This window comes from Beijerinckia mobilis (genome assembly GCF_000745425.1).
Classification (GTDB): Bacteria; Pseudomonadota; Alphaproteobacteria; order Rhizobiales; family Beijerinckiaceae; genus Beijerinckia; species Beijerinckia mobilis.
Window position 1 is genome coordinate 52150 of the sequence record NZ_JQJH01000011.1, and the last position, 22036, is coordinate 74185.

Below are 22036 nucleotides of genomic sequence, written 5' to 3' on the forward strand. Positions count from 1 at the left end.
CGCAAGCGCTCTAAGATCGGTCCGGGCGTCCTGGCACTGCCAGCCGGTACTGTTTGATGCGGCGGTAAAGAGTCGCCCGGCTCATGCCGAGATGGGCCGCCGCTTTCACAATATCGAAATGCTCCCGGACGAGTTGCCGCATGATAATCTCGCGTTCCGTCGCTTCCAGCGCATCAAGGCGGGGCGGCGCATTCTGCTGCTCCTGATGAGGCGGGGGCGGCAGATCGAAATCTGACCGTTCAAGACGGGAGGCCCCGCCTCCAGCGGCGGCAAGTTCCAGAACCTGCCGCAATTGCCGCCAGTTCCCCGGCCAGTCATAGGCCGCAAGTGCCGCCCGCGCCTCGTGCGAGAGTGAGCGTCCGGGCGCGATCTCATTACAGAGACGATCGATGATCGCTTCCTTGTCCTGCCTCTCCCGCAATCCCGGCAGATCGAAGGAGAAACCATTCAGGCGGTGATAAAGATCGGCGCGAAACCGCTGCGGATCGGCGAGCGCCGCGCGCGGCTGCAGCGTCGCGGAAATCACACGCACCGGCGAGGAAGAGCCGGCGCCATTCCAACGATCGAGCAGCGGCACGGCCATGCTCTGGAGAGCGAGCGGCAGTTCCGCAATCTCATCGAGGAAGAGCGTCCCGCAGGCGGCCTGTTCGAAAGCGGCCTCAAGCGCGTCACAAAGATCGGATGGCTGGCTCCCGCCGCCAGCCATCCGGCAATCGAAGCGGATGAACGGGTGATGGCTCGCCGCATTTTCAGCATGGATCGCACGCGCCCAGATTTCCTTGCCGCTCCCGGTTTCGCCATGAATCAGCAAGGGCATCTGCATCGCCGCCGCCGCGCGGATGCGCCTGACCGCGGCATGCAGGCTGGACTCCTCTCCCGCCAGAAAATCGAGTGGCAGGGAATTTACAGGCGCCGGCCGCGCCGCGGCACGTCGTCTGCCGCCTGCAACGAGCGGCGGCAAAAATGGCAGGGAAGCGCCAAGCACCAGAAATGTTCGGCCTCCGGCACGGACCAAGGGCGCCTCATCGGAAGCCCTATCGCGGGAAGCAATATTGCGCTGGAAGCCTCCGCGCTGGCCGCCGCCCGTCTCTCCCTGCAAAACTTCCACACCCTGGCGCAACGTCATTTCATCGAGCCCGAGCTGCAGCCGGGCGAGGCGGCTCGCGCCAACCAGACGCCGATCACCATCGAAAGCAAGCAGAGCCTTGCCGGCAATCGATTCCCCCAGGGACACGATCCAGCAATCCCGATAGGCACGACGAAAGGCAGCAGCTTCAATCCATCCGGCCGCGAGAGTCGTGGTATTTTGCGCGAAAGTGACGATGCGCGTGTCGATTTCCGGATTGAAAGCCGAAATATCGAGGCTACCGATCATCTCGCCATCCGGGCCGAATAGAGGCGCGACGGTACATGTGAGCGAGGCATGGCGGGTCCTGAAATGTTCGCCGCGATGCACGGTCACCGGCCTCTGCTCGGCAAGGCACAGGCCGACCCCATTCGTGCCCTCGAAATCCTCGCTCCAGACCGATCCCGTCCAGAGGCCCCATTTCTGGTAAGACCGCACATCCTCCTGCGTCCGCGCATTCAGCGTGATCCCTTCGCGATCGGTCAGCAGGACGACATAGCCAAGGCCACCGACCTGACCATAGAGTTCACTGAGAATGGGGTCGGACAAAGCCAGGAGATCGTCGAGCTTTTCCCGTGCACCGCGCAATTCACCGCGCGACAAGATCCTTGTGTCCGATTGGCGCTCGGGATCGAGCTTGTAATGTTCCAGGCAACGCCGCCAGGAAGCGACGATCGAGGAACCAACCGGCGATGGACCGATCGACGCCGCGCCACAGGAAACCGCAAAAATATGCTCCGCGTGCGACGCCGCGGAAACGGGCCGACCCTCCTCATCCGGTCCCAACCCCTGGCCCTCCCTGACTTGTTCCCCCGATCCCGTTCTTCTCTCCCGGAAGATTGCCCGCACGGATGCAGGAAGGGGATCAAGGTCTATGCCCCATGGCGGCTAGCTTTTGACCGCACTTGCTTTGCTTATATGACATCAGCCGGGCAAGTGGACATTGATTTTTTGCGCCCGCTTTTTAGCAGATCTATCGGTAAATTCTTCCTATCATTTCCTGATCCATCTTAGCGTAAAGACGAGCCCCCGCCCGGACCTTTCTTTTATTCTTTCCGGTCGATTGCCCTTCCAGTATCGAGAGCTGCGAAAAGCCGGCGTCGACAACGAGCGCAGACGCGCCCGACGCATGCACAAAGCGGCGTAGATTCCCTTGAGAAACCAACCTTGTCGGCAAGATCCAGCAAGAAAAACGGTACGCGCTCATGGACCAAAACCGCGAGCTTCACAGTGCCGAAATGACGAGCAAAGTATGAATGGAATTTATTCACTGCGCTCTTGTTTTGGCATCAGAGCAACCATACCTTGAGAAAATCGCTCATGGCCTGCGCATTCATTCAGCAGTTCTGAAGCCGCGAGCGAGACCGGCCCGTCTTCCGGAGGGGACGGAGTCGGAGGCGGGATCGCTCCGGACGATGCTGGAGCCTGCTCTGGCGCCGGACGGTACGGAAGTCATCGCGGGCTGGCGTCACCGCGCCCGCCTGGCGCGGACGGATGGATAGCCGATCCTGTCTTTCGAAGCGGCGTTGAAGGCAATATCTACGAGGAATTTCCAATGTCTACTGGAACGGTAAAATGGTTCAATGCCGAGAAGGGTTATGGATTCATCCAGCCTGACGAGGGGGGCAAAGATGTATTCGTCCATATCAGCGCCGTCGAGCAATCCGGCCTGCGGCACCTGATGGAAGGCCAGAAGGTCAATTATGATATCGTTCCCGACAAGCGGACGGGCAAATCCTCGGCGGGGAACCTGCGCGCTGCATAAAGCGGAAGCCGGAACAGACTTCCGAAAGATCGGCGACGTCGCACTCGGCCCTGGCTCATCGCCGGGGCTTTTTCGTAGATATCTTCCGATACATCAAGAAACATATACGGAACCATACACAATGTATCCGGCGAGCGAACGCTTTGTCACCCTGCGTATTGAGGCTCAAACGCAGCCGGAACAAGGGCGGGCATCGCTCCGGCAATATCCTTCATGTCGAAGATGAACTCTGTTCCTGAACATCCCGCTCGAAAACGAAAGCATGCGGAAGCAGATCATTCATTGAGAAACAGGCTCTCGAGCCTTCACGCCCCCCGACATGAACAAGGGTCCGCGGCGTCGAAAATTCATGCAACCTCTGACGGCACGCGCCGCAGGGAGTGGTAAGCCCGGGCCCGTCGCCCAGAATGTAAATTGAGCGTATTTCCCTTTCCCCCGCCGCGATCATCGCCCCGATGGCAGAGGTTTCCGCACAGCTCCCCACGGGATAAGCCGCATTTTCGACGTTGACACCGGTGAAAATTCTCCCCGAGACAGAGCACAAAGCAGTAGCCACCTTGAACTGCGAATAGGGCGCGTAAGCGTGATCGACGACGCCGAGAGCGGCGCGCCAGAGTTTCTCGGTCTCTTCATCCATGCGGCTCTCTCCTGAATGACCTGTCAAGCTTGGCTAACCGGCCCCTGGGACCATGCCTGTAACCATCTGTAAAGCCGCCTTTTCATCAAAACTCCAGCGGATCGGCCCAATGCGCAGCCTGCTCAGGAAGTTTCCATAAGCCACTGCTAGGTGCTGAAGCGCGACAACGGCTTGGAACCCTCTACGCCTTTTGAAGGTTAAGGCTCGAGTCAAAAGGGAGAGCCCAATGTCTCAGGAGATGAAACCAGCTAAAGCAAACCGGGGGTTTGCGTCGATGGATCTCGACAAACAGAGGGAAATCGCGCGTAAGGGCGGACGCAGTGTCCCCAATGAAAAGCGTAGTTTTTCGCAGAACCATCAGCTCGCGTCCGAGGCCGGCCGCAAGGGCGGCCAATCCACTCACAGTCATCGCCGTGGCGATCAGAATCCGGGAGCTTGAACGCAATCGTGAAAGCGATGTCACGGCATGTATCTGCCGCCGCTGCCAAACTCCCCTTCATCAGCGTCCCAAAGGCCTAATCCTCAAGATGCAAGTCCAAAAATGCACAAAAAAGGTGGCGATTGCAAACCGCCACCTTTTTCATTTCTAATCATCTGATTGCCGTCAGTTCGCCCGTGGTGCGCGGATCCCAATCGAACACGCACCACGCCGTGCCAGCATGATCAGCGATCAGCCTTCGCCACCCGCGACCGCAGTCTTGCGCGCCCCACTATGCGAAGCGTGACCACCCTTGCGGCCAGCCTCGGACGCGAGCTGATGGTTCTGCGAAAAGCTGCGCTTGTTCGGATTCACACTCTGCCCGCCCTTACGGCCGGCTTCCGCAGCAAGAGCAGGATTTTGCGAGAAGCTGCGCTTCTCATGCGGAACGCTTTCTCCGCCTTTGCGTGCTATAGCGCGCTGCTTTTCAGCATCCATGGAGGCGAAACCACGGGTTGATTTCTTTGGAGATTCCAAGGTCGTAGTCATGCTTCCTCACAAGTGTTATTATTTCGTAAACGAAGAAACGCCTAGCTCTCCCTCTGGTTTCCCCGGGAAGAAAGATATTTGAAGGATTATACGAAGCTAAGCACAAGCTGTCGGGATCAATGATCAAAGTGTATATGGGGAGCAAGCGCCGATTTCGCGAGAGCTATTACCGCGAATTAATGTTACCGACGAGCGACGACTTTCATGCTCCGTTCAGTTTCACCGGATGTAAAAATCGGCAGGCAGGCACCCTGGGCAACAAGCTCTAAACGATTTCTGTAATCGAAATCCATATACAAAATGATCGACATTATCAGTCACAAGAAAATATACATCAGCGACCATATTACCGGCCTGGTTGATCATTGAATTCACCAGATGAGCCACACCCGCCTGAAATCAATGCGCACATGCCGTGACCGGATAATTGATTATTTGAAAAATGAATGCGTCTATCAGCAACGATCCCGGTTTTATATAGGGCCAGGACATCAATGTCATGCTCAAGCGTCCGCGATATTGTAAAATATTATTGAGCATTATACAGGCCTGCCGCAGCCTGGGCACCAGCCGAAACCTCCGTGGAAGGGATATCTCATCTGCGCCGATCGCCGCCCATCTGAGACCCAGCCGAAAAGTCAATGTCAGTCAAGAATGCCGATCACGATTGTCACTTGGTCCTGATCGTCCGTCCTCAAAAAATCGAGAAACGATCCAAGCGCCTCGAAAGCGGAAAAAGTCGGTTCTGGAGCTTCGCTTCCGCTCCAATCGATCCTGACGAGCGGATCAACAGCCTCCTATATCAAGCTTGCCGATCAGACCCTGCTGGGTTCAACGAGATCCGGCAGGAAGCCGCCACCCTGTAGTCGCAGCGGCACGTCTCAATGAGTCATGTGTGTTGAGACCCTGATATTAAATGATCACTGCATTCAACAGAATGACGCTAGAGCCCGGAAGGCTCCGATTTTATGAGTCAATTTCCACAATTTTCCTTTGGATCTATTGCCTTTCCTTATAAGCTCCCCGCCGGGAGGACGTTTAATAAGTGAACAGGCAATTCCGAATCGTCAGCGCCGGATATCGAAGCCCTCTGGATTTCCACCGACGGGATGCAATCAAAGCCAGGGTTGCTGCAGTCTCGCAACGCGCGTTTTCCGCACGTCGGCATCGTTCCGCAGAGCGCGACATTGAGATGCGGCCCGTCGCAGCGCAAACGGCTTACATGTCCTCGCGATTTTGCGTTCTGTTCGCTACGTTGCTCCAGAAAACCTTTTCTTATCAATGGCCCGTGCAATTCTCCGCTGGCCATACGGGGAAGCGTTTTGGACAATTTCTCATGGCTCGGGCCGTACTCGATCTTGCAGCTCGACAGCCCTCCCGAAGCAGACCAATGCCGAATAAGAGTTTAGAATGACAACAGATTTTGAAAAATTTGTGAGGGATCCGTTTCCGATAGACCGATTACGCTAACCATGCTCCAATTCTCTAGAAATCCATCGTGGAATCCGGAATTTCGTCTTTCCCCTTTCCGGTTGATGCTGCAGGGCGAATGAAATGGCAGAAATCAAGAAGATCGGCATTGTCGGGGCAGGACAAATGGGATGCGGCATTGCCCAGGTCTGCTCCCTGGCAGGCATTGATGTGGTGCTCAATGACGTTTCACGCGAGCGCCTCAATGCGGCTCTGGCCAAGATCCCGGCCAATATGGACAAGCAGATCAAGCGTCACGAGCTGACCGAAGCCCAACGCGACCAGGCGCTTACCCATATTTCTATCGCCGAGGACTACAAAGGCCTCTCAGATGCCGATCTCGTAATCGAGGCGGCGACTGAAAATGAGGAAGTGAAGCGCAAGATTTTCAGCGAATTGTGCAAGACCCTCAAGCCCGAAACCATACTCGCCAGCAATACGTCCTCGATTTCGATTACCCGTCTTGCCTCCGTTACCGACCGGCCAGAACATTTCATGGGCATTCATTTCATGAATCCCGTGCCGCGCATGCAATTGGTCGAACTGATCCGCGGCATAGCGACCGAAAATACCACCTTTGAAACCGCCAAGACCTTCATCGCCCAACTCGGCAAGACGGCGACCGTTTCAGAGGATTTTCCCGCCTTCATCGTGAATCGCATTCTGCTGCCGATGATCAATGAAGCCATCTACACACTCTATGAAGGCGTCGGATCGGTCGAGGCTATCGATACAGCCATGCGGCTCGGCGCCAATCACCCGATGGGGCCGCTGCAACTTGCCGATTTCATCGGTCTCGACACCGTCCTCTCGGTCATGCAGGTCCTGCATGAGGGTCTTGCCGATTCCAAATATCGCCCCTGCCCTCTCCTCGTGAAATATGTCGAGGCAGGCTGGCTCGGCAGAAAGGTCCAGCGTGGCTTTTACGACTATCGCAGCGGCACGCCGATTGCTACGCGTTGATGATAGACGAAACGCTAAAGGATTATTATAAGGTCATTATAAAGTCACGGATCGCTGTTTATAGAAACTTCTAGCATCCCGACGTCAACGGCAGTTTATCCCGCTTCGGTACTCTATAATTTCTGCAGAACCGGAGAATAGGAGCGAAGCCGCTTGCGAAAGGCTATTTCCGTCGTGCTTACTTCTGGCGCGGCTTTAGAGTTCATATCAAGGCCCCGTTCGCGGGGCTGGCCTACCACCCTTGCTTGACGGAAAGTCCCAGCTGGCAGGGCAGACCGTCGGGTCCGGTGCTGATGAACCGTGTTGCACGGTTCCAACCCCTAATTGGAGCCTCCGGCCGCGGCCGCGCTTCAAGCGAGGTGCCGATTTGACGGTCCACTTCCAACCCCTCGTATCGCCCGAGGCCTGTCCAGCCCTCGTGCTCAACGCCGATTTCCGGCCCCTCAGCTATTACCCTCTCTCGCTGTGGTCGTGGCAGGATGCAATCAAGGCGGTCTTCCTCGACAGGGTGAACATCGTTTCCCATTACGACAAGACGGTTCGAAGTCCGAGCTTCGAAATGCGTCTTCCCTCCGTTGTCTCCCTCAAAACCTACGTAAAGCCCTCTCGTCATCCTGCGTTTACGCGGTTCAACGTTTTTCTTCGCGACCGTTTTACTTGCCAATATTGCGGCTCCCGCGACGACCTTACTTTCGACCATGTCCTGCCGCGTTCAAAAGGCGGCACAACGACTTGGGAAAATGTCGTAGCCGCCTGCTCCACCTGCAATCTTCGCAAGGGCGACAAACTGCCCGATGACGTGCATATGTGGCCGGCCAACCAGCCCTATCAACCGACCGTCAGCGACCTTCACCAGAACGGACGGCACTTCCCCCCCAATTATCTGCATGAGAGCTGGATGGATTATCTCTATTGGGATTCCGTCCTCGAACCCTGACGCGCCAAACTTCCGCGCCGCAATAGATAATGCAGCAGGTAACGGCAAACGGGCTCTCCAGCATCAAAACGAGAAAACATTGTTTTTCGTTTTGATGCTGGAGAGCCTTTTCTCGTCGAGTGGGCTTTAAATGGGATCGAAGGCGTTGGAAACGCCCTCGATTTTTAGGAACGCCTGATCGTGAACAACTCGTCAGGCTCTGGATCGATAGACACATTGCTATGGTCGGTGCGCGCGGCCACTCATACCAACCCTGCCACACCTGTCCCAAGCCTGATGCAGATCCATTGGAGGCTTAATGTTTCTGCGGTTCCAGGCCAATCAGGCGATCAATCGAAACAACGCCGGGACCCGCGACGGCGAGACACAACAAACCGCCAGCAATGCCCATATTCTTGTAAAAATGCAGCATATTGCCGTAGCGTAACGCGCCTTCCATCGTCCAGAAATGATGACCGATCATGGCAGTCACGAGCGTATAGAGCGCAAGAAGAATGGCCAATGGTCGCGTCAGAATTCCAAACAGAACGGCAAGACCGATGCCGGTTTCGACGACCAGAGCGATAGCGGCCGCAATCTGCGGAAGCGGCGCGCCGGTTTCAGTCATATAGGTCACAGCGCCAGCGAAATTGGTGATCTTGCCCAAACCCGAAAGCAGAAAAAGTCCTGAAAGAAGGATACGGGCGACTAGCAAGAGCAGATTATTGACCAGGGGCGATTGGATAGAAAACATAGACTAGGCCTCATTGCATTGAGGACCTCAAATTACCTCATGGTCTTGTCATTGCAACGGCTCGGGCAAAGGAAATCTCTGCATATCACTCATGGCAACCTTCGCCAATCTTCGCTAACCTTGATCAATCGTTTGCGTCGAAGTCTCGACAAGACCAAGTCTCACTTCAACCCAACCTGCCGGGATCAGTGAAATCCAGCGGAGATGCCGCCGCCCCATAGCCGCAGGAGCCTAATCCTGGAGCCCGACTCTCGTAGTCCAGCCCCCCCGATTCAAACTCTCGAGGAATCAAGTCCATAGAGATTTGATATCAGGCCAATTCTATATCGAGCGTGATGAGTTCATGATCCGACAACGGATTGCCGGAGGCATCGAGAGCCGCCCAGGTTTGCGGGTTGGAGACATTGAGCCCTTTCGTGAAGAACCAGTCGATACGGCGTAGCACGGTTTTCGGGCGCCCATCATCAAGTTGCCTGCGTGTCTGCTGGCTCCCATTCCCCCGCATCCAATCAAAGCCTGCGGCGCGCAGGGACGCAAACATGGGTTCGAACGTCTCCGGCTCCTCAAACCAGTTTGGATGTAACGCCATGCCATCCACATCCGGTAAAGCCGCAGTGTTGAAATCACCGGCGATGACAATACCATCCACCTTCTCGCGGCGCCCTAGCTCTTCGAGAATGCAATCGATCTGCTCGCGTCTGCCTTCAGGTTTCGTCAATGTCTCGAAATGCGTACTGACGAATAAAATCTTGCGTTGCCTGAACACGATCGTGGTCAGAATCGCGTTGCGTCCACCAAGACGCCGATGATGCCAGTTGAGACCATACCAGATCGTCCCGTCATCAAGCGATATCAGCGCATTGTCCCGCATCGGCAAAGGACTGAGAATCGCATTGCCATGCAGCCCAAGAATGTTGGTCTGGCCCGCGAAACGTGCTTCTTCTTCCGGGGTGCCGAGGCCGAGTTCGATGAATTCGACACCGAACAAATACCCCGTATCAAGTCGTTCTGCGAGTACGCGTGTCGTATGCAAATTGCCCGAACGCGCCATTCCATTATCCATTTCCGACAGGAGACATATTTGCGCACCGCTACGGCGCAGAAGTTCCGCCGACTCCTCACAATGTTTACAGCGCTCGAGATTCCAGGCTGCGACACGTAGAGTCGACTGACCATAAAGAGCTGACGGCGGCACAGGCTGATGCAACTCGAGCTCACGCAGTACGGATGCCTGGGCGATCAGGGTCCGCGCATGAGCACTGGTCGCCGGCCCGTTCATCCCACGTGTAAACAAGTCGGCATCGAGAGGTGTCAAAATGTCGACAGTCCTCGTCACGATATCGTTCATGCTTCTTCTCCTGATCGTGGAGCCGGGCTCACCAAGATTTCGCCAAAGACATGGCCAGAAATGATCTTGTCTTGCTCATACACGCCCAGATCACTACAGCCTCCGCAGCCTTCCTCGCACCCTCCCCGGCCTATTACCGGTCGCATGTTTCCTGCCCCAATGGCATGATTGGTGAGCCTTTTCGGCCATCCATCCGACCCATCGACTATCATTATATTATAAAAATACCTGACGAACACGTCCGGTATTCTCGAAAAAATTCACTTGCATCCTTCGTTTTCTGCAAAGAACATTAATCATGTCTTTTGTAACGTATGCGGCCCGCATCGAGAACCGTCCCTGGAACCTTCACACCACTGAAGAATCTCCCGCTCCAAGGGAAGCAATGACGCTCCAATATCCCCGTCGTAATCTGATTCCATCCAACGCGAACGGAAACACACACGCGGTAAATGCTTCAATCATCCCGCCCCAATCCGCACAATGCTACGACACTGCACCCGCGGTCACAGGCTCCAGTCGGTCACTACTCAGATATGTGAACAATCCCCATGCGAACGCGTGCATACATCTCCTGCGCATGGGTGCTGATACGCATGCGCAGTGCGTTTCTCGATAATCCTATAAAATCGTTCGCTTGCACGAAGCTGACCTGAGCCGTGACACGCACCGGCAGCGTGCGTGTCACGGGGTCCTTCGACGACGTCTCAGGCTGGAAAACGGCCGCGCTTGATGCCGTGCCGCGACATTCGCTTACTGAGAGCTGAATTTCATCAGATTCAGGAGCATGCCTTTGAGGAAGGTCGATTCCGCACCGCCCGTCGGGGTCGTACGTGTGTTGAAATCGATCACCTTTCCGTCTTCCATGCCATAATTGGCGACGCGCTCTACTTTCTTGTCCTTATCGAAATAGACGGCGAAGACCCGCTGATCGACGAGGTGAGGCGCCATGAACGCGAAAGAATGATCGGTGACCTGGGTGATGTAATACCACGCATCGCCTCCGACGGTCGATGTCGTGGACGGCGTTCCCAGGAGCGTCAGGATTTGTTCGGCGGAGGCACCGATGCGGACTTGCTGCTGCGTGCGCGCATCAAGCTGATAGCCATGGACGACCTGGCCATCATATCCCAGACAGCCTGCAAGCATGCTGGAAAGAACGAGTCCAAACGCGAGAACGAATGGCGGTCCACGCTTGATGCGCGGGCACGTCAGCATCGGACGCTCATTGGACATCCAGAAAAACTCCGCCTTGAAAGTTTAGCCAATCCATGCGCCCCAACAAAATATGCCTGCGCTTCCGCGCCGCCAGACCGCATGCACATACCATCAAGCCTCACGGAATCGATCCCACGCGCAGGTCTTTTCAGCGATGCGCAAACTCGCGCATGTCCTGAGGAGCGAATTCACTTGGAAGAGAATCGCCCTTCAATTCAAGAGACTTGAAAATACTCTAACTTTTTAAATGAAACCGTTCGGAAACATTTGCGAAATGCTGTAATCTTTGGCCGTCTGAAAAGCAAGATCATCCGCCGCATGGCCCTTTCTGCAATGGAAATGGTTTTGCGCCAGGAATGGCGCACCGCTGGGCCCGGTAAGAACAAAAGTGGCTTGGCCTTGGAAACGGGCGCTGGCATGCCGGCTTCGAACATGCTCTAAGCACCGTGTTCGCGCATGTTTCTGGCAGAACAATGATCGTCTTGACACCTTTCGGACAGCATTGCGGAAGCCCACTCACAGAGAAACCCGCGCCACGAGGCGCGCCTAGCCTGCCGATCTGTCGACCGGCGCTTAGGGCGTTTCGGATAAATCCGGAAAATACTCCAGGACCGCACCGTCAGCTTATAGCTTTTCCTGTATCGCTGGCCTTGCTGGCCCTTTATCAAATTATGGCTATACGATTTCCGGTCAATGGCTTTGGCCTGCCCCTCTTGGATCTCTTCATGTTCGCATTCCTCCGCCGTTCCCGGAACCGCAAGCTGATCGAACGCCTGCACGCAAGAATCATCGCAGCGGCCCGCAATCCGGTGCTTTTCGTCGATTACGGCGTCGCTGACACGCTTGATGGCCGTTTCGAAATGGTCACGCTTCATGCAGCGCTGGTTCTGCGCCATATGCACCGGCTGGCACCTCCCGCCCCGGATCTCGCTCAGGATCTCGCGGATTGCCTGTTTCGCCATTTCGATCTCGCGCTACGGGAAATGGGCGTCGGCGATACCAGCGTCCCCAAGCGCATGCGGGCGCTCGCGGAAGCCTATCTCGGCCGCAGCCTCGCTTACGAAAAAGCGCTCGACACTCTGGCAGAGGCCCAAGAGACCGGAGAAGACAGAGAAAAGCCCTCGCTGCTTCCTCTTGAGGAAGCGCTCATCCGCAATATCTATAGGAAGGCAACGGATGAGACGGCGCAGGATGATCCCCGCGCAGACCCGGCATGCAACGCGGCCATTGAAAAGCTCGCCGTTTATGTACGCCTCAACGATGAATCCCTGGCGAAAATGTCGTTCAATGATGTCCTCAAGGGTGAGCTTCCCTTCGTGGCTCCGCAAGCATAACGTGACGACCGCCGTCCGGATCAAGCGGCGAAGCGGCTTAAGGGTCTCGTTTGAGGATGTAGCTTGAGCGCAGGGTCTCGCCTCGCCTAGATTGCCCTTTTACGAAGAGCCCGCTTCTATTATCTGAGGGCGGAGCGCCGGAAACGAACAAGTGCTCGCCCGCCATCTACCTCGAGCGTTTCGGAGAAATCCGGAAATGCTCCCATAAAATTAGTGCATTTTCAGAGCAATGGGATCGCGAAGCGATTTAGGGTCTTTTAGAAAATGCTCAAGCGTTTTTCACGGGCCACTCGTTTGCAAACGAATGCGCAGGCCCATTCTCGGTCAGGAGGCGCGCATGAAATCCCGCTCGCGACAGGACAAGCGCAAAACGGATTTTCCGCCTGCGCCAGCCGCCAAGGCTTCGGGCGACAAGAACTCTTCCAGCAATGGCTGGGGCCTTCCCTGTTTTTCCCGCTCTTTCGACACCACGACCTTGCTGGCTACAGGCGCTGATGTCGAGATCGAGGCCAATGCGCAGGAACGCACGGCGCTTGCCGATCTCGATGACCTCGTCGGAATCAACCGACTCATCGGCCGTTTCCATATTACCAAGCACAGCAATGGACTCGTCAATGTGCGCGGCCATGTCCAGGCCGAAGTCACCCAGATCTGCGTTATCAGCCTCGATCCTTTCGATGCAACGATCGAGGCTGAGGTGGATGTGAATTTCGCCGAAGAAGGAAGCACCTCCGCCCATGTGCCGGCTCCTCATGGCACCTCTCACGGCCCGTCCCACGACTCCGGCGAAGACCAGGAGCGTGATCCGCCGGATTTGATGATGAATGGCGCAATCGACCTCGGCGCCCTTGCCGCGGAATTTCTCGCTTTGTCGCTCGACCCCTATCCCAGAAAGGAAGGCGCCCGATTCGAGGAAATCATTTCGGAAACGCCGGCAGCCCCTTCACCTTTCGCGATCCTTGGCAAAATCACCAAGAAATGACACGGAGTGCTGATATACCCGAATTCCCACAGGAATTCGGGTTCCGTTCTTGCAAATCATTGGAATCAAATGATTTGCAAGAGTGTACCGCCTTATTCCTTCGGACTATTGGTCCATAAGGTCTCTTTTTCTCACAATGCCCTGAAATCCTTTCATCTCGGGGCACAAATTTCCTCGCAATGGGTTTCCCAGTGCGTGGCTTCGCGCTAAAGCGGTGACCGGTTTCGCCGCTCCAACGAACCTTCACTGAACCTTTGGAGTGAAACGGCATCCCGCCTCATCGAGACTCAGCCCCGCCGGCCGTCAGGTCTTGCGAGAGCCATGAGGGTCTTAATCCATTTTCGGAGTTCTGCCGCGCCATGTTGAAACCCGTCCGGATTGCGCTCGACGCCATGGGTGGGGATGTCGGGCCGCAGGCCATCATTCCCGGTGCCGCGCATGCGCTCCAGCGTCTCCGCGATGTCGAGTTCCTGTTCTTCGGCGACAGGGCGCAGATCGAGCCCTTGATGCGAGACTATCCCGCTCTCGCCGCGGTTTCCAGCCTGCATCATACCGATGTGACAGTCCGAATGGACGATAGACCAAGCCAGGCCCTGCGTTCGGGGCGCAAGGTCTCCTCCATGTGGCAGGCGATCGAGACAGTGAAGCGCGGCGAAGCCGATGTCGCACTTTCCGCCGGCAATACAGGTGCCCTCATGGCCATGGCCAAGGTCTGCCTGCGGATGCTGCCGGGCATCGACCGGCCGGCGATTGCCGGCATCTGGCCAACCTTGCGCGGCCGCTCCATCGTTCTCGACATAGGCGCGACGATCGGCGCCGACGCGAACCATCTCGTCGATCTCGCGATCATGGGTGCCGCCATGGCGCATATCGTCCTGAAGATCGATCAGCCGACAGTCGGCTTGCTCAATGTCGGCGTCGAGGAAATCAAGGGCCTTGAAGACGTCAAAAGCGCCTCGCGCCTTCTGCGTCAGCTCATGCTGCCCTCTCTCACCTACCATGGTTTCGTCGAGGGGGACGATATCGGGCGCGGAACCGTCGATGTCGTCGTCACCGAAGGCTTCACCGGCAATATTGCCTTAAAGACAGCGGAGGGTACCGCCAAACAGGTAGGACAATATATTCGCGAGGAAATGCGGCGAAGCCTTTTGACGCGAATCGGTTATCTCTTCGCCCGCCATGCTTTCGACGCCCTGAAGCAGAAACTTGATCCACGCCGGGTCAATGGCGGGGTCTTTCTCGGCCTCGACGGAATCGTCATCAAGAGCCACGGCAGTTCGGATGCCATCGGCACCGCCAATGCGATCGAAATGGGTTACGCAATGGCTCGCCATGCCCTTTTGAACACGATTCGCGAATCACTGGAATTGTCGCAGGGAGCACGCGCCGCCGTTGCCGCTTCGCAGGAAACGGCAGACATGGAGACGGTCCCGACCAAGGCCACTGGCACGTGAGGCGAAGGAAAGAGAGGCCCGGATCCTCGCGTTCGGCCTTTCGCCGATCCTGAACATGGCGGCCATGAACATGTCGCCTCAATCCTACCGATTTGACTGAAAGTGCTCTTTTATTTGAAAAGTGGGTGCCTCTTTTCACCGCGATACGATAGACAATCGCTTTCGCGAAAACGGCCCGCACCAATACCGTCAAGGCATGCCTTGATTTTACTATGGCCTGGGGTTGGCTGACCTTAAGACAGGCAGATGACGACCCGAAACTGGCCTCGTGCGCCTCGACATAGACAAGATCCGGCACGTCCGGATCGCAAGGATTTCACGACGTGACACAGCAGCATACGTCAGGGCCGATGCGCTCGGTCGTTACGGGACTTGGCGCTTGTCTCCCCAAGCGCATTGTCAGCAATGACGATTTGGCCAAGATGCTCGATACAAGCGATGAATGGATCATTCAACGCACCGGCATTAGGCAACGCCACATTGCCGGTGAGCACGAGCCAACCTCGGTGCTGGGGCTGCGCGCGGCCGAGGCGGCGCTCGCCGATGCCGGCCTGACGAGCGCGGAGATCGATCTCATCATCGTGGCAACGGCGACGCCCGATTACACCTTTCCATCCGTCGCGACGCAGATTCAGGCTGGACTCGGCATGACCCATGGGGCGGCTTTCGACGTGCAAGCCGTCTGTTCGGGTTTCGTTTTCGCCATTGCGACCGCCGACAAATTTTTGCTCTCCGGTTCGCATAAAAGGGCGCTGGTAATCGGCGCCGAGACCTTTTCCAAATTGCTCGACTGGACCGATCGCAGCACCTGCGTCCTGTTTGGCGATGGCGCCGGCGCCATCGTCCTGGAAGCAAGAGAAGCCACAGGCACGGTGGCGGACCGCGGCGTCCTGACGACGCAACTTCGTTCGGATGGCCGCCATCGCGAAAAGCTCTATGTCGATGGCGGTCCTTCCACGACGCAGACGACGGGCCATCTACGCATGGCCGGACGCGAGGTTTTCCGGCACGCCGTCGGCATGGTCAATGATATCGTCAATGCCTCTTTTTCGGCCACAGGCATTACCGGTGCCGATCTCGACTGGTTCGTGCCGCATCAGGCCAATCGTCGAATCATTGAAGCCTCCGCAGACAAACTCGGCATCGCCCGCGAGAAAGTGGTGATCACCGTCGATCTTCACGGCAATACTTCGGCGGCTTCGATCCCCCTGGCCCTGGCAACGGCACGCGACGATGGCCGCATCAAACAAGGTGATCTCGTGATGATTGAAGCCATGGGAGGCGGTTTCACTTGGGCATCAGCCTTGATCCGCTGGTAATCGACTTGTCTTGCCGCATGTAAAACTTTATAGATAAGCGAGTTCAAGCGGATGTTTCGGCTTAGCGTTCCTGGTTGCAAGGTCGCTCGTGTAAAGCCGCCGCTCCCAACCAAGGCTTGCCTTGGTGGATTCATGTCGAAGCGTGCTTATTCAGTCCGATGTCGGGCGTTACTAAGCCTGTTTTCTTCATAATTATTTTGGAAGCCAATTTTTTTTAAGTCGAGATTGCAGGAATGGTAAAATCAGCAAGTTCCGAGGCTGAAATATCGGCTTCCTCCCCCAAGGAGAATAGCACGGTGGAAAGCCAGACTCTGACCCGCGTGAACCTCGCCGAAGCGGTCTACCGCAGCGTCGGCCTTTCGCGGAAGGAATCCGCCGCGCTTGTGCAAATGGTGCTGAGTGAACTCTCAGATACGCTTGTCAAGGGAGAGACCGTCAAACTTTCGTCGTTTGGCTCCTTCATCATTCGCTCGAAAGCAGAACGGATTGGCCGCAATCCGAAGACGGGTATCGAGGTGCCAATCACGCAACGGCGGGTTCTTGTCTTCAAGCCTTCGAATGTTCTCAAGGCGAGAGTCAATGGCCAGACCGTAGCCGAGGAAGAAGAATAGCATTGACGCCAATGACAATGGACCCGATGTCAAAGAGATTGGGGCCATTTGGACTGCGATAAAGTTGTAATAGGGGATGGAATTCGAGTTTGGCTCCGCAATCAGGGGCCGGAGCTCTGTGGGGTTTGCCGATCCTGCGACTGCAATCAGGAAAGATTGGGCAGGAAAGATTGGGATAGAGCCTCGATTGCATAGGGTGCAGGGCCTTTGGCCCGACAGAGGAGGCAAAACGAACCTCCGACTCCAAAGCCAAGGAGATGATTCGAGCCGGGAATGGAGAAAAAGGAAGACGCCTTTCGGACCATCAGTGAAGCCGCGGAAGAACTCGATCTTCCTCCGCATGTGCTGCGCTTTTGGGAAACACGTTTTCCGCAGGTCAAACCCCTGAAACGCGGCGGTGGCCGCCGTTATTATCGGCCAGCGGATATCGAACTGCTGCAAGCCATCCGCACCTTCCTTTATGATCAGGGCTATACGATCAAGGGTGTCCAGCGCCTGCTGCAGGAAAAAGGCGCGCGCGGTTCTCTCCAAGCCTTGAAAGCGCTTCCGTCCGAGATGATGACTTCGGTCGATCCAGAAATTCCTGCCATCCCTTCCGAAGAAAATGGCAAGGCCATCCCGGCGGAAGAGCTGGAAAAGGATGAACCGGATACTTCACAACCATTGCAAGCTCTTGCAGCCGCGAGTGATCTAGCCGTTGTTTCGATCATCCAAGAGAGTGAATTCAGCACGAGCTGCAGCAGCCCTCCCGCTCCCGCAATGGACAATATTGCCCTGCGCGCGCTCCTCGATGAAATCCGAGCCTGCACGAAGATTCTGACCCATGCCCTCGCAAAGCAAGCCCTGTGAGTGGGAGCGCACCGTTCAAGCGTAAAAGCGACACGAAAAATGCGTGAAGCGATTCTGTCGGCTTTCTCCGGCCGTTTATCCCCTACCTGAAGCCAATCTCCGGCGTATCCCGAAGCAGTACGGCGCAAATCAGGTCTGCACCCTTCGATCGTGATTGCCATAGCTCGTTGACTCCAATCGGTTGGTATCAACGCAATCCGGCTGGAAGCCACCGCCGCGCAGCCGTCGGGCAAGTCTCGATCAATATGATTCATCAAGACTTCGTATAACGCATTGCGTCGGCACAAGCCTTTCATTATAAGGTCCATAGTCGGAGTGTAGCGCAGCCCGGTTAGCGCACTAGTCTGGGGGACTAGGGGTCGTGGGTTCGAATCCCGCCACTCCGACCATTTCTCTCTTTGATAAGTCTTTGACTTCCCGGTTAGCGAAAGCCGTTGCTGGCCATCGACACGCGTTTGACCCGCGAAAGGAGCGGGAATCTCGGGCAGCAAGCTCTGAGCTTATTCCCGTGAGCCTGTCCCTGAACCATGGTTGAATGTCTCCGCTCGGCCTCAGCGGACCTTTCAAACGTCTGAAGCGCACAAAGATTCGCGTCAAATCAATGATGCTCTCCGGACAGTTCTTTCCCACCCATCCCCGCTTCATCGAGACAGCTTCCACCCTGCCCATTAATTTCGATTGGCACGGCGGAGGTCATAGCACCCGATTTCTCGAAAGTCTCACGGGGCCAGAATCACGATGGGTCGGGACATTCAAGACATATGATCAATCCCGAGGAAAAATCGGCCTCCGCCTATGTCTATTCTGTAAATTCGCAAAGCAAAGAATAATAAGATCCTTGCAAAAGAAGATCCGCGCAAGGAAAGAGGGACATGCTCCTTTAACGCTTCCATTAAGTATATGTTATTTCGTATATTTTTAATCTGTGCATGTCGCATCCGGCGACGATATGCCCGTGTGGGATATTCTCAGCAGCCAAGATAAACATCGCGAAGCGCGCGATTTTTCGCCCCGTCTACGGGAATTAGCCTTTTCTTGGCCCAAGATGATTGCGAAAAATAATAAATTAACTTAATGCTATGTCGCAATATGATTCTTGCCTATCACGCAAGAACATCAAATTCAAAAGCGGGCATCCCTTTCAGATTTGATGTATTTTTAAAGAAAAGAGCATCGAAGACGAGGCCATTCGAGTCATCGATGCTCCGGAGTGTTGCGGATATATCCGGAAATCCTCCTTCCAAAAACAAAAGTCTTTTTCAATCTCTGGAAAAGCAAAGCAATTCACCATCATTAGAAAACATTCAAAATCATAGAAGTATAAAGCACACATAATAAGACGCTTACGTGTGCCGTCACTATTTTCTGTTTGAATAATTCAAAGCAGAAATAGTCGCCTTATTCTACAGCATGTTCGGAAATATCCGAGCAGATCGACTCGATAACATGAGCATCCAGGGTCTTTTGAATCGCGCCGCGATTCTCTTCAAAGAGACATGCGCCGATCACAGCCCCATCACTCGGCTTCCTGCAAGACTATCCGCAAGGAGTTTCCATGCCCCTCATCCTGCCCGCATCTCTAACGCTGAGCCGCCGCTCGTTTCTCTCGGGTGCCGGGGCACTCACAGCCGGTCTCATCTGCAAGCCGGCGATCGGCGCCACGCAAGTGACCGTCAACAGCGTGCAGGATTTCCCCATCGATTCCGTCTCCTCCCTGCGGCCGGAGGACTCGGCGAAACTGCTCACGGCCTGCGCCAATGCAACGGATAATCGCGCCGCGTTCCAGGCCGCCTTTGACGAAGCGCAGAAAGTCAGAGGCACCACGATCGTGGTCCCATCTGGCGTCCACTACGTGCGCGCGGGCGCGACACCCGCCCAGACCCTGCTCGCCTTCAAAGGCATGGTCCTCCAGCTCGAGAAAGGCGCGACGCTGGTCTTCGACGGATGGGGCAATCCCTTCATCGCCGCGATCAATACGCGCGAGGTAACGATCGAGGGAGAAGGCACGATTGTCTATGCCGGGACCTTTTTCGACTGGCATCGCGCCAATACCCGGCCTCAGAGCGGCCCCGCCTATAGATTTGGCTACGGAGCCGTTATCAATTTCTATGAATGGTGCGCCGCAATCGCCTGCTGCGGTACGGATACGGTACGCATTTCCGATATCAGTATCCGCGGCCTCAATTATTGGAACGAACTCTCCTACGGCATTTTCCTGCAGGGCCAGTCCGATCTCGTGTCGCGATCACATGACATCTGGGTCACCAATGTCAATTTCGACGATTTCTCTCAAGGCATTGGCACACGAGGCATCGAGGCGAAAATCACCGGCTGTACCTTTGGCAGGGCGGGCAACGCCAGTGGCCATCCCTCCTATAAGATCAATGGTACGCAAATCCCTGCCGGCAACGGCCAGGGCCATGCTTTATATCAGGGGCCGCTTTCGAATAATTATTTTCCCTCCAGCCTGACGATTGATGGTCTCGTCGACAAGGCCATCATCAACCCGACTTATGATGTCTATGGCACTACCTGGGGGGGCCCTTCCGGACATACATTCTCGTTCAAGGGTCTCATCAGTTCGACCATCAACAATTGCACCTCTTCGCGGCAGATCGGCCTCCTGAATTTCTGCGCGCTTGATAATGTCACCATGACCGGCAATCGCTGGACAAATGATACCGGGCTCAGCAATTATGGCTATGGTGTCGTCATGGCCGTCAATGTCAATGATGCGATCAACACCAATGTCACTTTCAAGAATTTCAGGCTTCTGAGCACGGCCGATAATGACATCACCCTTCTCCAGCTCGGACAATTGTCGAGCGCTGAGAAGAATGTGAACATGGTGGTCGAGGATCTCTATCTGCAGCGGACCTGCTATCCCTATGATGGCAGTCCCTGGGTCAATTATGTCGGCAAGGGTGGTAGCTTCACTGCCATCTATAACGAGATCGGCACAGGAATTAAACCCAATGTCGCACTCCGTACCAAGGATACGAGCAACAATACTTTCAACCTGACGGCGACAGGTGGCAACAGTAAGATCCGCATCCTCAATCCCGATTACGGGACAAATAATACATACCAATGCGGATCAGACTCGACTTATGCCACTGATTATGCGTCGCTCTATACGCAGAACGGGAACACGTTCCAATAATTGTCGCTTGCTGAACGACAGAGGCCATAAACGGCCAAATGTTCATCGATAGGGGAGTTGGATAGACGCTCCCCCATTAAAAATTCACGACTCAAAAAATTGATGACCCGCTTCAGTGCATGGATCACGACCTGTCGCGATCCATAGTATTGTAAATAAAGCGAGCGTCTCAGGCGTCAAATATCGCCACGTTGTGAAAAGCTTAATTCATCGCACCTTGGCCTCGCGGCCAAGAGGAGGCGGCTACGCACTGGAGCTCGTTGATCACAAGGAGATGCGATCAACGAAACTTTGTATAAGAGCGATTGATCAATTGTTGGAACCCAAAGCCCGGCGCGTGATCTCATACAGGAACCAGGTCCGGCGCTCGGTTTCATCGATCCAGTTTTCGATCAGACTCGCGGTTGCCACATCCTTGGCTTCATCACAAACACCGTGTAGCGCGCGCAGATAGGCCGTCAATTGCTGATTGTCGTCGCGCAATTCAGCGAGCATATCCTCAGGGTCCACATATTCCGCATCATTGTCGAGAATCTTCTGTTCCCGCGCAATTTCACCGATCGAATGAATCGTCGTCGCGCCGATCTTACGCGCGCGCTCCGCTATCGGATCGGTCATCGCAAAAATCTCGGTCGCCTGTTCATCAAGCAGCAGATGGTAGTCGCGGAAATGACGGCCACTGACATGCCAATGGAAATTTTTCGTCTTGAGGTAAAGTGCGAATGTATCTGCAAGCAGACGCCGCAAACCCGCCGCAACGTCACGCACGCCAGTCGATTTGAGGTCCGTCGGGGTCGCCAGATATTCTTCAACATGGGTGTCATTGGCAGATTTGGACATGAAATTCTGCTCCATCAAAAGAGATCGGGCGTCAGAGGAGAGTCTTCTATGGTTTGCGGCCGCGAAAGGGCTCACCAGATTTCGATAACAGCCAGCCGGCCAATCCTCCGATCGGATTCGGAGAGAAAGGAATAGAGATCATTTCATTGAAGCGGGCATGACGGCTGCGCGGAAGGCGGGTTGCACCGGGACGAAGCCAGAGAAGGCCGCTCCTGCGTCACCCGGTTCTGGTGTGCAAAAAACGCCGGAGCCGATCCGTGGTTCCCGGAAAACGGCATTTGGCGCTGCATAATGGCATCAACGGATCGTGAAGGCTCAAA

Annotated in this window: 18 protein-coding genes and 1 tRNA gene; 12 read left to right on the forward strand and 7 right to left on the reverse strand. The window is 55.4% G+C overall.

Annotated features, from left to right (window positions below; all coding sequences use genetic code 11):
* Positions 1-10 precede the first annotated feature (10 nt).
* Entirely contained in the window at positions 11-1912 is a 1902-nt protein-coding gene (locus DL88_RS10295) for a sigma-54-dependent Fis family transcriptional regulator (RefSeq protein ID WP_034995573.1), read from the reverse strand.
* A 769-nt stretch (positions 1913-2681) separates the two neighbouring features.
* Between DL88_RS10295 and DL88_RS10305 the strand changes: the two genes are divergently transcribed.
* The gene (locus DL88_RS10305) at positions 2682-2891 is read left to right on the forward strand and encodes a cold-shock protein (RefSeq protein ID WP_034995578.1); all 210 of its coding nucleotides are present in this window, start codon (positions 2682-2684) and stop codon (positions 2889-2891) included.
* A 211-nt stretch (positions 2892-3102) separates the two neighbouring features.
* On the opposite strand, the gene cdd is transcribed toward DL88_RS10305, so the two are convergent.
* Positions 3103-3528, reverse strand: a complete 426-nt coding sequence (gene cdd, locus DL88_RS10310) for a cytidine deaminase (RefSeq protein WP_034995581.1) — start codon at positions 3526-3528, stop codon at positions 3103-3105.
* Positions 3529-3754: 226 nt separating this feature from the next.
* Between cdd and DL88_RS10315 the strand changes: the two genes are divergently transcribed.
* Entirely contained in the window at positions 3755-3967 is a 213-nt protein-coding gene (locus DL88_RS10315) for a con-10 family general stress protein (RefSeq protein ID WP_034995583.1), read from the forward strand.
* Between the two features lie 231 nt (positions 3968-4198).
* Here DL88_RS10315 and DL88_RS10320 read toward each other — a convergent pair whose 3' ends face one another.
* A complete protein-coding gene (locus tag DL88_RS10320) occupies positions 4199-4495 on the reverse strand; it encodes a con-10 family general stress protein (RefSeq protein ID WP_034995586.1) in 297 nt (98 codons plus the stop codon).
* Between the two features lie 1554 nt (positions 4496-6049).
* On the opposite strand from DL88_RS10320, the gene DL88_RS10330 reads away from it, so the two are divergent.
* Complete coding sequence (locus DL88_RS10330; RefSeq protein ID WP_034995593.1) at positions 6050-6928, forward strand: 3-hydroxybutyryl-CoA dehydrogenase; 879 nt, start codon at positions 6050-6052, stop codon at positions 6926-6928.
* Positions 6929-7295: 367 nt separating this feature from the next.
* Entirely contained in the window at positions 7296-7865 is a 570-nt protein-coding gene (locus DL88_RS10335) for an HNH endonuclease (protein ID WP_210165298.1), read from the forward strand.
* 295 nt (positions 7866-8160) lie between these two features.
* Here DL88_RS10335 and DL88_RS10340 read toward each other — a convergent pair whose 3' ends face one another.
* The 3 genes from DL88_RS10340 to DL88_RS10350 all read right to left on the reverse strand — a co-directional run bounded on the left by DL88_RS10340 (position 8161) and on the right by DL88_RS10350 (position 11182).
* Positions 8161-8598 (reverse strand): DoxX family protein, encoded by a 438-nt coding sequence (locus DL88_RS10340; protein WP_034995599.1) that lies wholly within the window; start codon positions 8596-8598, stop codon positions 8161-8163.
* Between the two features lie 310 nt (positions 8599-8908).
* Entirely contained in the window at positions 8909-9946 is a 1038-nt protein-coding gene (locus DL88_RS10345; protein WP_051955858.1) for an endonuclease/exonuclease/phosphatase family protein, read from the reverse strand.
* 753 nt (positions 9947-10699) lie between these two features.
* Positions 10700-11182 carry an outer membrane protein assembly factor BamE gene (locus DL88_RS10350; RefSeq protein ID WP_034995601.1) on the reverse strand — a complete coding sequence of 161 codons (483 nt, stop codon included), beginning with the start codon at positions 11180-11182 and terminating at the stop codon, positions 10700-10702.
* A gap of 707 nt (positions 11183-11889) precedes the next feature.
* On the opposite strand from DL88_RS10350, the gene DL88_RS10355 reads away from it, so the two are divergent.
* From DL88_RS10355 to DL88_RS10390, 8 genes are all read left to right on the forward strand, one after another.
* Positions 11890-12498, forward strand: coding sequence for a ubiquinol-cytochrome C chaperone family protein (locus tag DL88_RS10355; protein ID WP_034995737.1), 609 nt, complete (start codon positions 11890-11892; stop codon positions 12496-12498).
* 337 nt (positions 12499-12835) lie between these two features.
* The gene (locus tag DL88_RS10360; protein WP_169741559.1) at positions 12836-13480 is read left to right on the forward strand and encodes a YceD family protein; all 645 of its coding nucleotides are present in this window, start codon (positions 12836-12838) and stop codon (positions 13478-13480) included.
* Between the two features lie 359 nt (positions 13481-13839).
* Positions 13840-14934, forward strand: a complete 1095-nt coding sequence (gene plsX, locus DL88_RS10365) for a phosphate acyltransferase PlsX (protein WP_051955862.1) — start codon at positions 13840-13842, stop codon at positions 14932-14934.
* 350 nt (positions 14935-15284) lie between these two features.
* Positions 15285-16253, forward strand: coding sequence for a beta-ketoacyl-ACP synthase III (locus DL88_RS10370; RefSeq protein WP_034995604.1), 969 nt, complete (start codon positions 15285-15287; stop codon positions 16251-16253).
* A gap of 233 nt (positions 16254-16486) precedes the next feature.
* Complete coding sequence (locus DL88_RS10375; RefSeq protein WP_051955864.1) at positions 16487-16864, forward strand: integration host factor subunit alpha; 378 nt, start codon at positions 16487-16489, stop codon at positions 16862-16864.
* Positions 16865-17137: 273 nt separating this feature from the next.
* Positions 17138-17713 carry a MerR family transcriptional regulator gene (locus DL88_RS19895; RefSeq protein WP_034995606.1) on the forward strand — a complete coding sequence of 192 codons (576 nt, stop codon included), beginning with the start codon at positions 17138-17140 and terminating at the stop codon, positions 17711-17713.
* A gap of 311 nt (positions 17714-18024) precedes the next feature.
* Positions 18025-18102 (forward strand) — tRNA-Pro (locus DL88_RS10385).
* 1166 nt (positions 18103-19268) lie between these two features.
* Complete coding sequence (locus DL88_RS10390; RefSeq protein ID WP_034995610.1) at positions 19269-20876, forward strand: glycoside hydrolase family protein; 1608 nt, start codon at positions 19269-19271, stop codon at positions 20874-20876.
* 309 nt (positions 20877-21185) lie between these two features.
* Here DL88_RS10390 and DL88_RS10395 read toward each other — a convergent pair whose 3' ends face one another.
* Positions 21186-21716 (reverse strand): Dps family protein, encoded by a 531-nt coding sequence (locus DL88_RS10395; protein WP_210165299.1) that lies wholly within the window; start codon positions 21714-21716, stop codon positions 21186-21188.
* Positions 21717-22036: the final 320 nt, after the last annotated feature.